The organism is Bradyrhizobium sp. Leaf396, assembly GCF_001424605.1.
In the GTDB taxonomy this organism is placed as follows: Bacteria; Pseudomonadota; Alphaproteobacteria; order Rhizobiales; family Xanthobacteraceae; genus Bradyrhizobium; species Bradyrhizobium japonicum_C.
The window spans coordinates 279,644-295,574 of record NZ_LMQJ01000065.1; the positions used below are offsets into that span (position 1 = coordinate 279,644).

Genomic DNA, 15,931 nt, shown 5'->3' on the forward strand with positions numbered 1-15,931 from the left:
GATCCGAATTGGCTTCGGATGTCGGGCTCCCCGGGGCTTGTCGCGGGACGCCGGTCGGAGCGTCCGGGAACGGATATACATGTCTCGCTGACAGATTTCAATATCTGTTAGTCAATGATTCGTGATTGACCGCTGATTCTGCTGCGGCCAGCCAGCCCGGCTGGCGGGCGACCCACCAGCCAGCCGCGGCCGAGGCCCTCAGCCCCTTGCTCGGGCTGATCATCCCCCGCGACGTTGCTCCCGCCGTTTGTTTCGCCCTCCCCGCTCTGTTAAGTCACGGCGTAAAAACATTCTGGCCGGCACAGCCCCCCTCGGGTCGCCCGCCTACCTTGCTGGAGCCCTCAGATGATCCCCCGCTATACCCGCCCGGAAATGGCCTCGATCTGGGAGCCGCAGACCCGGTTCAAGATCTGGTTCGAGATCGAGGCGCATGCGGCGGATGCCCTGGCCGAGCTCGGGACCATCCCGAAGGAGGCCGCCAGGACGGTCTGGGCCAAGGCCAAGGACGCCGTGTTCGACGTCGCCCGCATCGACGAGATCGAGCGCGAAACCAAGCACGATGTCATCGCCTTCCTCACCCACCTCGCCGAGATCGTCGGCCCCGAGGCGCGGTTCGTGCACCAGGGCATGACCTCCTCCGACGTGCTCGACACCTGCCTCAACGTCCAGCTCACCCGCGCCGCCGACCTGTTGCTCGCCGACCTCGACAAGGTGCTGGCCGCGCTGAAGAAGCGCGCATTCGAGCACAAGATGACGCCGACCATCGGCCGCAGCCACGGCATCCATGCCGAGCCCGTGACCTTCGGCCTCAAGCTCGCTTATGCCTATGCCGAGTTCACGCGCGCCAAGGAACGTCTGATCGCCGCGCGCAAGGAAGTTGCAACCTGCGCCATCTCGGGTGCCGTCGGCACCTTTGCGCAGATCGATCCGCGCGTCGAAGAGCATGTCGCGAAAGCGATGGGCCTCGTCCCCGAACCGATCTCGACCCAGGTCATCCCGCGCGACCGCCACGCCATGTATTTCTCGACCCTCGGCGTGATCGCCTCCTCGATCGAACGTATCGCGGTGGAGATCCGCCACATGCAGCGCACCGAAGTGCTGGAGGCCGAGGAATTCTTCTCGGAGGGGCAGAAGGGCTCGTCCGCCATGCCGCACAAGCGCAATCCGGTGCTGTCGGAGAACCTCACCGGCCTCTCCCGCATGGTGCGCGCCTATGTGACGCCGGCGCTGGAGAACGTCGTGCTCTGGCACGAGCGCGACATCTCGCACTCCTCGGCCGAGCGCATGATGGGTCCCGACGCCACAGTGACGCTCGACTTCGCGCTGGTGCGCCTGGCCGGCCTGATCGACAAGCTTCTCGTCTATCCCGCCAACATGCAGAAGAATCTCGACCGGCTCGGCGGCCTCGTGCATTCGCAGCGCGTTCTGCTGGCCCTGACGCAGAAGGGCGCGAGCCGCGAGGACGCCTACAAGCTCGTGCAGCGCAACGCCATGCCGGTCTGGCGCGGCGAAGGCGATTTCCTTCAGCTGCTGAAGAAGGACACTGAAGTAAGGAAATATCTCTCGGATGCCGAAATCGAGGAGCAGTTCGACCTCGGCTATCACCTCAAGCACGTCGATACGATCTTCAGGCGCGTGTTCGGCGAGAGCTGATGTTTTCGCAGTTCCGGGGCACGCGAAGCGTGAACCAGGGTGCGCAATTGCGCACCTGAGAATCTCGCGCCACAATCTCCAGATTTCGGGTCCGATGCTGCGCATCGCCCCGGAATGACAAGATCACCTCCAGAAGCGGATCCCTCATGCCCATCGTCAATCGCGTTGCCGCCCTCTCGGACGAAATGGCTGCCTGGCGCCATGACTTCCACGAGAACCCCGAGTTGCTCTACGAAGTCCACCGCACCGCGGGGATCGTCGCGGACAAGCTGCGCGAGTTCGGCTGCGATGAGGTGGTGACGGGGGTCGGCCGCACCGGCGTGGTCGGCGTGATCCGCGGCCGCAAGTCCGCCTCTGGCAAGACCATCGGCCTGCGCGCCGATATGGACGCGCTGCCGATCATGGAGACTTCGGGCGTGCCTTACGCGTCCAAGGTCCCCGGAAAAATGCATGCCTGCGGCCATGATGGCCACACCGCCATGCTGCTCGGCGCTGCAAAATACCTGACCGAGACGCGCAATTTCGACGGCACGGCGATCATGATTTTCCAGCCGGCCGAGGAGGGCGGCGGTGGCGGCAAGGCCATGGTCGAGGACGGGCTGATGACGCGCTGGAATATCCAGGAGGTCTACGGCATGCACAACATGCCGGGCCTGCCGGAAGGCCATTTCGCCACCACGCCCGGCGCGATGCTGGCCTCCTCCGACAACATCCAGATCACGGTCCACGGCAAGGGCGGCCATGCCGGCGCGGGTCCGCACAAATCCGTCGACAGCGTGCTGATCGGCTCGCAGATCGTGAACGCGCTGCAATCGATCGTGGCCCGCAACGTCGATCCGCTGAAGTCCGCCGTCATATCGATCACGCAATTCCACTCAGGCACGGCCTTCAACATCATTCCGGAGATCGCCGAGCTCGGCGGCACCGTGCGCACGCTCGATCCCGAGGTACGCGATCTCGTCGAGCGTCGCATAGGCGAGGTCGCCGACAGCGTCGCGCGGGCCTATGGCGGCTCGGCCGAGACGAAATACACGCGGATGTATCCGGTGACCATGAACCATGCGCGCGAGGCCGGCCTTGCCGCCGATGTCGCCCGCGACATCGTCGGCGCCGATCGCGTCAACGACAAGTTCATCCCGATGATGGGCGCCGAGGACTTCTCCTTCATGCTGGAAGCACGCCCCGGCGCCATGGTGCTGGTCGGCATGGGCGACGGCAACGAGTGCCACCACCCGGGCTACGTGTTCAACGACAACATTTTGGGCCACGGCGCCTCGTTCTGGGCGCGTCTTGTCGAAACGCGGATGCCAGCCGGCTAGTCAGGCCGCACGAATTGCCGCAAAGAACCCTTCGACCTCGGAGCGGAGCACATCCGTCTGGCCCGATAGCTCCTTGGAAGCCGCCAGGAGTTCGGAGGCCGTGATGCCGGTCTCCCTGGCAGCTTGGCTTACCCCCCCGATGTTGCTCGATACGTCATGTGTGCCCTGCGCGGCCTCCTGTACGTTGCCCGCGATCTCGGCGGTGGCTACGCCCTGTTGCTCGACCGCAGCCGCAATCGCCGTCGCAACCTCGTCGACGGCGGCGATTGTTTCGCCGATCTGGCGAATGATGCCGACAGACTCTGTCGTTGCCTCCTGAATCGAGAGGACCTGCTGGCCGATCTCGCCGGTTGCCCTCGCCGTCTGCTCGGCCAGCGCCTTGACTTCGGACGCGACCACTGCAAAGCCACGGCCGGCCTCACCCGCGCGCGCAGCCTCGATCGTCGCATTCAGTGCGAGCAGATTGGTCTGAGCCGCGATCGTGTTGATCAGCTCGACGACGTCGCCGATTCTCTGCGCTGCCCTGGCCAGGCTCTCGATCGCGGCACCGGAGCGCGCTGCCTGATCGACAGCCTCGCCGGTCATCCTGGTCGACTCCGAAACCTGGCGGCCGATCTCCTTGATCGACGACGCGAGTTCCTCGGTCGAGGCCGCCACGGCCTGCACATTGGTGGACGCCTCTTCCGAGCCGGCAGCCACCACGCTCGATTGCCGGGTCGAGCGCTCCGCGCTTGCGCTGAGCACATCGGCAACGCCCTGTAGACCGGTCGCCGAGCTTCCCAGTCTTTCCAGTACGACCTTCATCCGGCCGTCGAAATCCAGAATGGCCGCAGCAATCGCCTCCTGCTGCTTCTGCTTCTCCGCGAACATCGCCTCCTGATATGCGGAGATGGCAATGTCTATGTCCAACATCACCGCGGTGTTGAGGGCGGTGAGCACGCTGGCCAGCCGCGTCGGCATCCATCGATATTTTCTAACGGCCAGGGCCAGCAGCCGGCAGAGCACGAAATTATACCCGCCGATATACCAGCGCGGCTCCAACCCGATCTTGTTGTGCATCAGCCCGATCATGCGCACGCCACGCATGTAGTCGTGATCGAAGCGGCCGTTGAACAGCCGCGCCCAATGCGAACTCTGCGCCGTTTTCAGCCTCCGCATGTCGTCGCCGATCAAGGCGGCAAGCTGCGGCTCGCTCAATACATGCCGGTAGAATTCGTCGAGGATAGCCGGCAGCGCGGGCTCGGCCACCGACCAGAATTCGCACAGGAGTTCGCCTGTCTCGGTGCCGACGCGCATAAAGCGCATGCGGCCGTCACGATCCTGGTTCTCGTCATTTGGGGTCTGCGCGAGTGTCATGATAGCGCCCTTTGCAATTCATCGGAGGCGAAACGCTGAAAGCGAACAATCACGCGGCAACTACAATGAACTCTATTATTATCTCATTCGGTTAAGCTCGGCTGAGCGCAAAGCAACGCAGGTGAACCGAAATTGATACAGGTTAATAATGCGCGTTAACAAGAATGCCGCATCGCGCTCCGACGTCTGATCGTTGCAGGGCAAATCCGATGCGACGCACTTCATGCCGCTTCCAGATTTCTGCCATCCGAAATTTGCAACAAAAAGAGCTGTTGACTATACAAAAATGTTACGGATCATAGTGGCACCATGACCTCCGGAGAATCCGCAAAGATGCGGCAGCACAGCGGCGACTTCAGCAGAATATGAAGGACCTTTCGCCTTGTGCAACCTGCCCGAAGAGCGGCTCCTTCGGATTCTGTGCTGCGATTTCCGAAAGTGCGGCACCGTCTGAATCGATCGGCGCATCCGATTGGCAGCACCATCTCGTGGTCCCGGCCGGAAGACAGTTGCTGACGGCGAACCAGGCCTCTCCCGACATCTATGTTTTTTGCGCCGGGTGGGGATTTCGTTTTCTCCAGATGCCGAACGGACGGCGGCAAATACTCGGCTTCCTGCTGCCGGGAGATGTCCTCGCCGGCTCGCTCCTTCACGAGCGCCTGCACTTTTCGGTCAAGGCTCTGACAGCGATCCAGGTCAGCACAATGAAGCGGACGGAGGTCCATGCACGCATTGCGACGAACGTGCGCATCCTCTGGGCCGCTGCCGAATGTTGCGCAAACGAGGCCAAGGCGGCCGACGATACCATTGCCGCGCTGGGCCAGTTCTCCGCAGAGGAACGCATCGCTCATCTGTTCCTGCAGTTGATGAAGCGGATTGCGAGCCGCAACGTGATCCGCGACGAGCGCTATCGCATACCGCTCCGCCAGCAGCATGTCGCCGATGCCGTGGGACTAACGCCGGTCCATGTCAGCCGCGTGCTCACCGCCTTCAGGGAACGCCGCGTCGCAGATTTGTCGAATGGCGTGCTCGAAGTATTCAATCTGCGCGAGCTTCAGCGACTGGGGGCGCTGAACTGAGCCTGAGCCTCAATTTGCGCCAGCCGTCGCCGTTTGCAGAACACGGCCCGGACCGTCCGGGAACACGGTCGCGCACTTGAGCTGGCGATAGGGTACCGGCCGACCGAACAAATATCCCTGCGCGAAATCAATTCCCATGGAACGAACGTGATCGAGCTGCGGCTCGGTTTCTATTCCCTCGGCGGTAACGCTGATGCCCAGCCCCTTCGCCAGCACGACGGCCGACGCGATCACCGCGGCACAGTCCCGTCTGGGCAGGCCCTGTATGAAGGACTTGTCTATCTTGATCTTGTCGAACGGAAAATTCGTCAGATAGCTCGCCGACGAAAACCCTGTGCCGAAATCATCGAGCACGAGCGTTGCACCGATGGACTTCAGGCGTCGGAACGTCTGCAGTTGCTCGGACTGCTGCTCAAGCAGGACGGTTTCCGTGACCTCGATCTGCAGCCGTCGCGGGTTCAATCCCGAACGAAGCAGTGCCTGCAGCACGACATCGAACAGATTGCCGCGCTTGAACTGGGTAGCGGATACGTTGACCGCGAGCTGAACATGGGGCGGCCAGGACGCCGCATCCAGGCACGCCCGTTGAATGATCCATTCGCTGAGCGGCTGAATGAGACCGGTGCGTTCGGCGAGCGCAATGAACCGATCGGGTGCAACGAGGCCATCAACGGGATGGCGCCACCGCACCAGCGCTTCGGCCGTATGGACCGTGCGGCTTTCGACGTCCAGAATGGGCTGGTAGTGCAGCTCGAACTCCTGCGCGGAGATCGCGCGACGCAGCTCCGCCTCCAGGACTTTTTCTCCCTTGATCGCCTCGAGCATCGCCGGCTGATAGAGACGATGGCCGCGACGACCCGCGGCCTTGACGTCATAAAGCGCGAGATCCGCCTTCTTCAGGAGATCGGCGCTGTTCGAGCCATGCTCCGGACAGAGCACGATCCCGACGCTTGCACTGATGTCGATCTGATGGCCCTCGATGTCGAACGGCGCCGCCATGGCGTCAACGATGCGGCGACCGAGATCCACTGCGGCCCCAGCTGCGCCGTCGCCCACACGCCGGATCATGGCGAACTCGTCACCGCCCAGTCGCGCGACGAGATCCCGGTCGGTGGCAAGCGACCGCAGGCGCGAGGCGACCGCCTCGAGCAGACGGTCACCGACGTCGTGCCCGAACGTATCGTTGATACGTTTGAACCCATCGAGATCGATCAGATGAACGCTCAAGCGGTCCGGCTGCACGTCAGGCTCCGAGCCAATTCCTGCCTGATCGAACAGCGCACACCGGTTCAACAGGCCGGTCAGGGAATCGTGCGCGGCCGCAAACGAGAGCTTGGCTTCGGCTTCTTTCCGCGCCGTGATATCGACCCGAATGGCCATATAGGCGACTGGCTTGCCGTCGGGACCGAGTTGCGGCGTGATCACGGTATCCACCCAGTACAGCTTGCCGGATTTGGCCCGATTGCAAAGCTCGCCGCGCCAGACATGGCCACCCGCCAGAGAGCGATACATGTCGCGAAAGAGCTGCTTGGAATGGACGCCCGATTTGAGAATCCGATGATTTTGCCCAATCAGCTCCTCGCGCGAATAGCCGCTGATCGTGCAGAAATTGTCGTTAACGTAGTTGATGATGCCCTTCACGTCCGTGATCGCGACGATCACAGCCTGATCGATGGCATACTGCTTCTCGATCAGTTCCTGCATCGTTTCATTGGCCCGCATCTCGGCAAGCCGCTCGCTGGTGACATCCCGATGCACCTCGATCAGGCCGCCGCCGGTCATCGGATGCCGTGAGACCGAGATGAACCGGCCGTCGCGGAGCTCGTGAACCGACGTCGCCATCCCGTCGAACCCATCGAAAGCATCGATGACGCGCTCCGAAATGCCGCGCTTGGCCTTCCTTGCTTCGATGATCTGGCGCAGTCGCGTTCCAGGTTTGATGTCAGCGCGCGTCAAGCCATATATGCTCGCGTATCGCTGGTTACTGGCGATGACCCGCAGGTCCGGCGCGAACACACAAAGGCCGGCGGGCACGCTCTCGATGGCGCGATTCAGGACCGTTGTCGACGTGGGCCGGTCCGCCGATGCCACGAGCCAGACCAGGCCAGCGCACAGCAGCGCGACATAGGCGGCCAGGCCCCCCGTACCGATCTGCAGGACGATCGCCGCAGCAAGCAGCAACACGAGGCCCGCCAACCCGCCGATTCTCTCCGAACGACCTAATGACTGCATCAGAGCTCCCTCCGCCTCTGATGCGAACACTCACGCATCTAAGATGAACTTAAAATCGATCCGCTGCTCCCGAGTTGCGGCCGCAAGCTTTGGTTGCGGTAAATGTCTGAATCGGCCGCTTGATCGGTGTTCTTAACCTGGATCAAGATCCGCTCCGGCCCAGATCTCGTCGCCACGATCGCCAGAACCAGAAGAAAGAGCCTGCCCCGGGCCAGCGCAGGATGCGTGAACCGGGTCCAAGTCGTCGCTGCAGTCACCGGCGGCAGGATCTCTTCCCCAGGTCACGACGCGACGACATCGCTGCATCGTGCATGGCTGGAGATCGTACTCACCTATGCCTGCACTACCTCGTGCCGCATCACGAACGGCGCGAGCAGTGCGTGTACTTCGCCCGCAACTGCCTCCTGCTGGTCGGGCGGCAGGCCCGTTAGCGTCACCGTCGCGATTGATCCGTGGCTGCCGTGGGCGCCGACCTTGACCTTGCAGTCGATGCCGCGCTCGACCAGCGGCGCGAGCACCTTGGTGAACACGCGCTCCGCCGCGTCCCAGCGCAGCTGCGGCTTGAACACCTTGCCGACACCGGTCACCGGCATCGGATCGATCGGAATGACCTGCACCGGAACCGCAGCACGCTCCGGCGTGCGCTCGCGCACCCACGATTCCAGCTCGCCCGGTTCGACCTTGGCGCCCGGCTTCAATTGTACATAGCCCACCGGCAACTCGCCGGCATAGGCATCGGGCTGGCCGACCACCGCGGCGAAGCCGACGGCAGGATGGCGGAACATGATCTCCTCGATCGGCGCCGGATCGATGTTGTGCCCGCCGCGGATCACCAGATCCTTGGCGCGACCGGTGATCCAGAGGTAGCCGTCGGCATCCAAGCGGCCGAGATCGCCGGAGTTGACCCACACGCCGTCGACGAACGCGCCCTTGTTGTGCTCGTCGTTGAGATAGCCGCTGAACACACCGGGGCCGGCCATGATCACGACGCCGATCTCGTCCGGTTTGCAGTCGCGGATCAGGCGTCCCTCGGCATCGAGCTGCACGATGCGCACGCGCGCGTAAGGCATGGGAAGGCCGACCGAGCCGAGCCGGATCGGCCGCGACGGATAGGCCAGCGTGTGCACGCTCGATGTCTCGGTCATGCCGTAGACCTCGATCACGGGTAGCTTCAGTTTCTCCTGGATCGCCGAACCGACCGCGACCGGAATCGCCGAGCCACCACCTGCCGCATACTTCAGGCTGGAGATAACAGCGTCACCAGGCGGCACTGCGAGGGTCGCGGCGAGCACCGTCGGCACGCTAGACAGCGCTTCGGGCCTGTAGCGCGCGACGAGCTGCCAGATGTTCTTCACCGCATTCGGATTGCGCCAGCCGCTCGGCGACAGCACGACGAGCGAGCCGCCGCTCGACAGCGTCAGCAGTACCTGCGTCAGCGAGCCCCCGACATGGAACAGCGGCATGCCGAACAGCAGGTTTGCGCCCGGCCTCGCCTTCAGCAGCAGATTGAGCGCCCAGGCCTGATAGACTTGGTTGGCATGCGTGTGCCGCACCAGCTTTGGCGTGCCGGTGGTGCCGCCGGTATGAAAATAAGCGGCGATGTCGCTGCCGCGAATCTGGCGCCCGCTGACGAGGCGGTCCGCCGGCTGCTGCTTGATCAGGTCGCCAAAGGCAAAGATACCCTTCGCCGGATCTCCGCCGCCGAACACCTGCACGATGGCCTTGAGATGCTTCAGTTGAGGGCGGATCTGCTCGACCTTCTGCCAGATGTCGGTGCCGGGCATCGGCCCGAGCGCGACCAGGATCTTGGTATTGGCGGCCTCCAGGATCTCCGCGATCTGGTGCGGCTCGAGCAGCGGATTCACGGGGTTGGCAATGCCGGCGGCCTCCGCGCCGAACAGAGTGACGAAGGCATCCGGCACCAGCGGCAGCATGAAGCTGATGACGTCGTCTTTCTCGGCGCCGAGCGCGTGGAACATGTTGGCGGCTTGCGTGACGCGCGCGATGAAATCGCCATACGTCACGACCAGCGGCGTGTCTGCGGGATCGGCATTTTGCAGGAACTGGATCGCCGCGCCGTCCGGGTTGCGCGCAGCACCGAGCCTGATCGCATCGTAGGTGCTCTCGGCCGCGACGCGGTCGGCATAGGGGACCTGCTCGAACGCCCGGACCTCCGCGTCCGTCGAAAGGTCCGGATAGTCGTTGCCGATGAGCCGATCGAGCGCGTGGATACCCATGAAATTCCGTCCTCCCTCAGATGCATGCCCCCGCCCCTGTCTTTTGACATTTTGGTTCGGCGAGGCTCGACCGATGGTCGGCCGAGCGCAGGCAGAATGATGGATGATTGAGCGTTCGTCCATTGCCAACCGACTGTGGCGCTTGAACCTCCGCGGCTGATCCGTGGACCAAGAACTGGCACTGAATTCGCCCGCCAGCGTCCTGCCGCAAGACTTGAGGTCATCATGACGACGCCCCCGCGGAATCGCATCACACGGCTGATCGCCGCGTTCGCGGCGGTATTCGCAATCGCACTGCCCTCTGCCACTCTCGGCGCGGACGCCCAGTTCGACAAGATGCGTGCCAAGATCGCGGCCTTCGTCGCCGAGAAGATGGAGAAGCTGGGCGGGTCCCGCATCATCTACAAGGTGGACACCGACGGCTTGCGGGAGGCGATCGTTACGGATCTGCGCGACGACGTCTACAGGACCCTCCGCGAGGGCCGGATCGCCTTCCCGGGCCTTGCGATCCGCAACGGCGGCGTCGAGGTGAAGATCGCAGATCCCAGAGGTCGCGAACAGCTCACGCGCAAGCTCGCCTCGGCGGCGGAGGGACTGCCCGCCTATGCGCTCACCGTCACCGATGGCGGAGACGGCCTGGTCAGGCTCGCACCGACCCCTGCCGCATCCGCCGCGCGGCTGCGCGAGTTCGTCGAGGATTCCGTCGCCATGATCGAGCAGCGCCTCAAGGACGCCGGCGTCAAGCTGGCCAATGTCGAGCCCGACGGAACGGACCGCATCCGCATCTTCTTGCCGGGGGTGATGGAGCCCGATCGCGTCACCGCGATCTTCGCCAAGAAGGTCAAGGTCGGCTTCCGTCTGATCGACCTCTCGATGTCTGCCGAGCAGGCACAGTCGGGAACGCCGCCGGCGGGCACGGAAGTCCTGCTCGGCTTCAAGGACAAGCTTCCCTATCTCGTCGCCAAGGACAGCACGCTCGAAGGCGAGGACATCAGCTATGCCGGCCCGGGATTCACCAGCGACACGAAGGAGCCGATCGCCTCGTTCCGCTTCAACGGCCGCGGCACGCGGCGCTTCGCCCACATGACTGCAGAGAACCTCGGCAAACCCTTCGCCATCGTGCTCGACGACAAGGTGATCTCCGCTCCCGTGATCCGCGAGCCCATCACCGGCGGCTCCGGCCAGATCGCCGGCAACTTCACCCTCGACGAGGCCAACAGCATCGCCATGCTGCTGCGCGCCGGCTCGCTGCCAGGACGCCTTGGCCTTGTCGAGCAGCAGGTCGTGCAACCCGCCGCCAAGCCGTAGGTGAACGGGACCCGTCGCCCGCCGCTTCGATCGTCCGGTCCGTCCGAGACGCCCCTGGGGCTGCCCCGAATCACGGCCAGACGCGCAAACCACGGCAATTGCCGAAACGCCCGGACAGGCTAGAATTTGCCTCTTGCGGCATCATGGCCGGAAGCGTCATTCAAGCGGTCGTCATTTGATTTCGGCTATACGGATGCCGACCAGGACTGAAGGCCTTACGCGGGGACCAGATCATGCCGTCCGGCAGCGCAGACGTTTCATCGATCCTCGATCGCATCCTCGATGCGGCAACCGACAATCTCAGGATTGCCAAGATCCTGGTCCAGATGGGCCTCGACCCCAACGACGTCACTTACGACGCGATCTTCAATCGCCTGCTGGAGATCTTTGTCCAGAACATCACGCTGGCCAATCTGTTCGCCGCGGTCGGCGCCGGCTTCTTCGTCGCCACCCTCTTGATGCGGACCATGGTGCCGCTGCGCGTCGCCAACATGATCGGCTGCGCGTTCTTCACCGTGTTCGGCGCGCTCTCCGCCAACGTCGCCACGTTCCTGCTGTATCTGCTGTTGCTTCCGATCAACGCCTTGCGCCTGCGGCAGATGCTGAAGCTGGTCAAGAAGGCGCGCCATGCGACCGAGGGCGACATGTCGATCGAGTGGCTCAAGCCGTTCATGACCGAGCGCAAATATCGCCGCGGCGACATCCTCTTCAAGCTGCGCGATCCGGCGAAGGAGATGTTCCTCACCGTCACCGGCAAGTTCCTGGTCAAGGAGATCAACGTCGAGATCCTGCCGGGATCGCTGATGGGCGAGCTCGGCTTCCTCACGCCGGACAACCGGCGCACCGGAACGGTCGAATGCATCGAGGACGGCCAGGTGCTGACGATCACCTACGACCGGCTGCTCGAGATCTATTTCCAGGATCCGCAGTTCGGCTACTACTTCCTGGTGCTGACCAGCCAGCGCCTCCTGCAAAACATCGATCGCCTGCAGAAGCAGCTGGCGGCGGAGCGGGCGGCGAGCACGAACAGGATCGCGTAAAGGTTGCACGGCCACGTGGCGCCCGCCGTCCGGATCCTTGCAGGGCGCCGCAAAACCGCCCCAAAAACCGAATGGTAACCATGCCGGGCTAGGGTAACGACGTGACCAATTCTCCGACCATCCTGGTGTTCGATTCCGGCCTTGGCGGGCTCACGGTGCTCCGTGAGGTCGTAACCGCGCGCCCTGATGCGCGTTTCGTCTACGTCGCCGACGACGCTTTTTTTCCCTATGGCCACCACAGCGAGGACGAGATCATCGGCCGCGTCGTGCCGCTGATGGGGGAGTTGATCGGCACCCATGATCCCGACCTCGTCGTCATCGCCTGCAACACGGCGTCCACCTTGGTCCTCTCTCATTTGCGCGCGGCCTATTCCGTGCCTTTCGTCGGCACCGTGCCGGCGATCAAGCCGGCCTGCGCTCAGTCCAGGACGCGTCGCGTCTCGGTGCTCGGCACCAAGGGCACCGTGAAACGCGAATACACCAAGGCGCTGATCCGCGATTTCGCGCAAGGTTGCGAGGTGACGCTGGTCGGCTCGCCCGAGCTCGCCTCGCTCGCCGAGGCCGCGCTTGGCGGCAAGCCGGTCAGCGACGGCGACATCCTCGCCGAGCTCGCGCCCTGCTTCGTCGGCGACGCTGCGGACGCGAGCGCGCGCACCGACACGGTGGTGCTCGCCTGCACCCATTATCCGCTGCTGCTCGATCGGCTGAAGCGGCTGGCACCCTGGCCAGTCGACTGGATCGATCCGGCGCCGGCGATCGCCCGACGCGTCTCGGATCTGCTCGGCCCGCCCAGCGGCGGCGCAGCACAGTCGGGGGCCGAGATGATCTTCACCTCGAACCGCGTCCATGGCCTTTCGGCCACGCTGACGCCGTTCTTCGGCGGGCGCGCGGTGGCCTGACCTTGCGCCCCGGTCGCGCGCTGCTAGGCTTCGCCGCCATCATCTCTGCGCAGGTCCTCCCATGTCCGTCCCCGCAAAGCCACTCAATCGTCTCCGCCAGTTGTGGAGCGAGGGCCGCCCCGCCTTCGGCGCGATCGCGACCATCCCGAGCGTGCAGCTGGTGCAGATCATGGCGCGTTCGCTCGACTGGATCATCGTCGATCTCGAGCACGGCCCGATCGGATTGACCGAAGCCCATGCGATGATCGCCGCGACGACCGGGACGCCATGTACGCCGCTGGTGCGGATCGCCGCGAACGAGCCGTGGCTCGCGAAAGCCCCGATGGACATCGGCGCCTTCGGCATCAACTTCCCGATGATCACCACGCCCGCGGAAGCCGAGAAGGCGGTGCGTAGCGTTCGTTACCCGCCCGGCGGCGACCGGCTCTGGGGCCCCTTCCACGCCCCGTTCCGCTGGGGCCAATCCATGCCCGATTACATGGCCAGCGCCGATGACGAGATGATCTGCATGATCACCATCGAGCATGTCGATGCCGTCAACCGCATCGACGAGATCATGGCGACGCCGGGCATCGACGTCGCCGTGATCGGCCCCGGCGATCTCGCCACCTCCATCAACAAACGCGGCCGGATGGACGATCCGGAGCTGCTGGAGCTGGTCGCGCGTGCAGAGGCCGGCATCCTCAGAAGCGGAGTGCCGATCGGCGGCGTGGCGCGCAGCGCCGACCAGGCCAACGCCCTGATCGACCGCGGCTACCGCGCCATCGCGCTTGGCTTCGACTGGTCGCTGTTCCAGCGCGGCATCATGGCGGCATTCGACGGGATCAAGCGCTGAATCGCGCAACGAGGTGATCGGCCTCGCAGTTCAGGGAGGAATATGCTCAAGGCGACTTTGCGCGACGGTCGCCAAGAATCACGCAACAAGACATTGAAATCATTATAGATTTAGCTCATTAACAAGCCGGCAGCCTCGGCGGCGCCGTGATGCGGCGAACCGACCGCCCCCAGGCGGGTTGGTTCATGCTAGAGCGAGCGGGCGGGCCCCGCTCGCTGCCCATATTTTGATCTTTGATTTGGAACTGAAGACCGATGCGCGGGACGCCCAAATCCATATCGCTGCGGCGTCGCCTGATCTGCGACCTCATGCATGCCTCGATGGGCGTGCCCTTCGTTTCACTCTCTCGCTCGCTCAATATCCGCCCCCTGCTGGAGGCTCGCGCATGCGCAACGGCGCCCGCGGGCTGGGCCGCGATGTTCGTCAAGGCTTTCGCCCTGGTTGCGAGGGACGAGCCGATCCTGCGCACCGTCTACGTCAAATGGCCTTGGCCGGCCCTGTACGAGCTGCCGAAGAGCGTGGCGACGGTCGCGATCGCGCGGGTGGACGAGGGCGAGGAATGCGTGCTGCCTCAGCGAATCGCCGCTCCTGAGGCCCTTTCGCTGGCAGCAATCGACGCCGAAATCCGGCTTGGCAAGACGGCTCCGGTCGGGGACGTCCCAATGTTCCGCAAGATCATGCGGGCGACCCGCCTGCCGCTGCCGTTGCGGCGCTTGTCCTGGGCCATTGGTCTGAATTTCGGCCGCCAGCGCGGCAATTGGTTCGGCAGCTTCGGGGTCAGCTCGGTTGCCGCCTATGGCGGCGGTGAGCTTCATCCGATCACGCCCGGCCCCTTCGTCGTGAGTTATGGTCTCGTCGAACCCGACCAGACCATCCGCGTCGTGATCCGATGGGACCACAGGGTCACGGACGCCGCCCCGATTGCAAGGGTCCTGACCCGGCTGGAACAGGTCCTGAACACTGAAATCGCTGCGGAATTGGGCGCGGCCGTCCCCAAGCCCGTCCGGGCGGTGAGAGGCTGAAAGCGCCGAATTTATCCAGAGGCGGTGCGCGCCACCGAGCCCGGGATCTCGAGATTCCGGGTTCGCGCTTCTGACAGGCGTAGAGAATTGACAGCCGGGCCCAAACTCCCCTAAAAGCCGCTTGCTCGCGGGCCGATTTCGGCCCGCGAAGCGTTTCGCGACCCGTGGTCAAGTCCCTTAAGCTTTGGGGATCGGACCTGTCGGTGCCGGGCCAAGCCCGTCACACAGGAGGGCGCGTTTCCTCAAACCCTGTACCTGAAGAGGACGCGATGACTAAGCGCAGTGAGGCGAAGTACAAGATCGATCGCCGTATGGGCCAGAACATCTGGGGCCGCCCCAAGAGCCCCGTGAACCGCCGCGAATACGGCCCCGGCCAGCACGGCCAGCGCCGCAAGGGCAAGCTCTCCGACTTCGGCGTGCAGCTCCGCGCCAAGCAGAAGCTGAAGGGCTACTACGCCAACATCAGCGAGCGCCAGTTCCACGGCATCTACGTCGAGGCAAGCCGCCTCAAGGGCGACACCGGCGAGAACCTGATCGGCCTGCTGGAGCGTCGTCTCGACGCGGTCGTGTACCGCGCCAAGTTCGTCTCCACCATCTTCGCTGCGCGCCAGTTCATCAATCACGGCCACATCAAGGTGAACGGCCGCAAGGTCAACATCTCGAGCTACCAGCTCAAGGTCGGTGACGTGGTCGAGGTCAAGGAAAGCTCCAAGCAGCTCGCCCACGTGCTCGAAGCCAGCCAGCTTCCCGAGCGTGACGTGCCCGACTATCTCGAAGTCGACCACGGCAAGATGACCGCGAAGTACACGCGCGTGCCCAACCTCTCCGACGTGCCGTTCCCGGTCCAGATGGAGCCGCATCTGGTCGTCGAATTCTATTCGCGCTGATCATTCGGCGGACCGACGTTCAAAGGCCCCGGTTTCCGGGGCCTTTTCGTTGTTGGCGGCCACT

At 63.9% G+C, this 15,931-nt stretch carries 12 protein-coding genes; 9 read left to right on the plus strand and 3 right to left on the minus strand.

The window, feature by feature from the left end; translation table 11 throughout:
- Positions 1-345 precede the first annotated feature (345 nt).
- Positions 346-1,653, plus strand: coding sequence for an adenylosuccinate lyase (gene purB, locus ASG57_RS34325; protein ID WP_057199056.1), 1,308 nt, complete (start codon positions 346-348; stop codon positions 1,651-1,653).
- A 146-nt stretch (positions 1,654-1,799) separates the two neighbouring features.
- Positions 1,800-2,972, plus strand: a complete 1,173-nt coding sequence (locus ASG57_RS34330; protein ID WP_057199057.1) for a M20 aminoacylase family protein — start codon at positions 1,800-1,802, stop codon at positions 2,970-2,972.
- On the opposite strand, the gene ASG57_RS34335 is transcribed toward ASG57_RS34330, so the two are convergent.
- Positions 2,973-4,328: a globin-coupled sensor protein gene (locus ASG57_RS34335; protein WP_057199058.1), complete on the minus strand. Its 1,356-nt coding sequence runs from the start codon at positions 4,326-4,328 to the stop codon at positions 2,973-2,975.
- A 488-nt stretch (positions 4,329-4,816) separates the two neighbouring features.
- Between ASG57_RS34335 and ASG57_RS34340 the strand changes: the two genes are divergently transcribed.
- Positions 4,817-5,407: a Crp/Fnr family transcriptional regulator gene (locus ASG57_RS34340; protein ID WP_057199095.1), complete on the plus strand. Its 591-nt coding sequence runs from the start codon at positions 4,817-4,819 to the stop codon at positions 5,405-5,407.
- 9 nt (positions 5,408-5,416) lie between these two features.
- Here ASG57_RS34340 and ASG57_RS34345 read toward each other — a convergent pair whose 3' ends face one another.
- A complete protein-coding gene (locus ASG57_RS34345) occupies positions 5,417-7,639 on the minus strand; it encodes a putative bifunctional diguanylate cyclase/phosphodiesterase (protein ID WP_082529096.1) in 2,223 nt (740 codons plus the stop codon).
- 332 nt (positions 7,640-7,971) lie between these two features.
- Complete coding sequence (locus tag ASG57_RS34350; RefSeq protein WP_057199060.1) at positions 7,972-9,876, minus strand: acyl-CoA synthetase; 1,905 nt, start codon at positions 9,874-9,876, stop codon at positions 7,972-7,974.
- Positions 9,877-10,101: 225 nt separating this feature from the next.
- Here ASG57_RS34350 and ASG57_RS34355 point away from each other — a divergent pair, with 225 nt between their 5' ends.
- The 6 genes from ASG57_RS34355 to rpsD all read left to right on the plus strand — a co-directional run bounded on the left by ASG57_RS34355 (position 10,102) and on the right by rpsD (position 15,867).
- The gene (locus ASG57_RS34355) at positions 10,102-11,184 is read left to right on the plus strand and encodes a SecDF P1 head subdomain-containing protein (RefSeq protein ID WP_057199061.1); all 1,083 of its coding nucleotides are present in this window, start codon (positions 10,102-10,104) and stop codon (positions 11,182-11,184) included.
- Between the two features lie 233 nt (positions 11,185-11,417).
- Entirely contained in the window at positions 11,418-12,224 is an 807-nt protein-coding gene (locus ASG57_RS34360) for a Crp/Fnr family transcriptional regulator (RefSeq protein ID WP_024340866.1), read from the plus strand.
- 101 nt (positions 12,225-12,325) lie between these two features.
- Positions 12,326-13,123 (plus strand): glutamate racemase, encoded by a 798-nt coding sequence (gene murI, locus ASG57_RS34365; protein ID WP_024340867.1) that lies wholly within the window; start codon positions 12,326-12,328, stop codon positions 13,121-13,123.
- Between the two features lie 61 nt (positions 13,124-13,184).
- Complete coding sequence (locus ASG57_RS34370; RefSeq protein WP_024340868.1) at positions 13,185-13,958, plus strand: HpcH/HpaI aldolase family protein; 774 nt, start codon at positions 13,185-13,187, stop codon at positions 13,956-13,958.
- 254 nt (positions 13,959-14,212) lie between these two features.
- On the plus strand, positions 14,213-14,980 hold the full coding sequence (locus tag ASG57_RS34375; protein WP_024340869.1) for an acyltransferase: 768 nt from the start codon (positions 14,213-14,215) through the stop codon (positions 14,978-14,980).
- 269 nt (positions 14,981-15,249) lie between these two features.
- Positions 15,250-15,867 (plus strand): 30S ribosomal protein S4, encoded by a 618-nt coding sequence (gene rpsD, locus ASG57_RS34380; RefSeq protein WP_024340870.1) that lies wholly within the window; start codon positions 15,250-15,252, stop codon positions 15,865-15,867.
- The last annotated feature ends 64 nt before the right edge of the window (positions 15,868-15,931 follow it).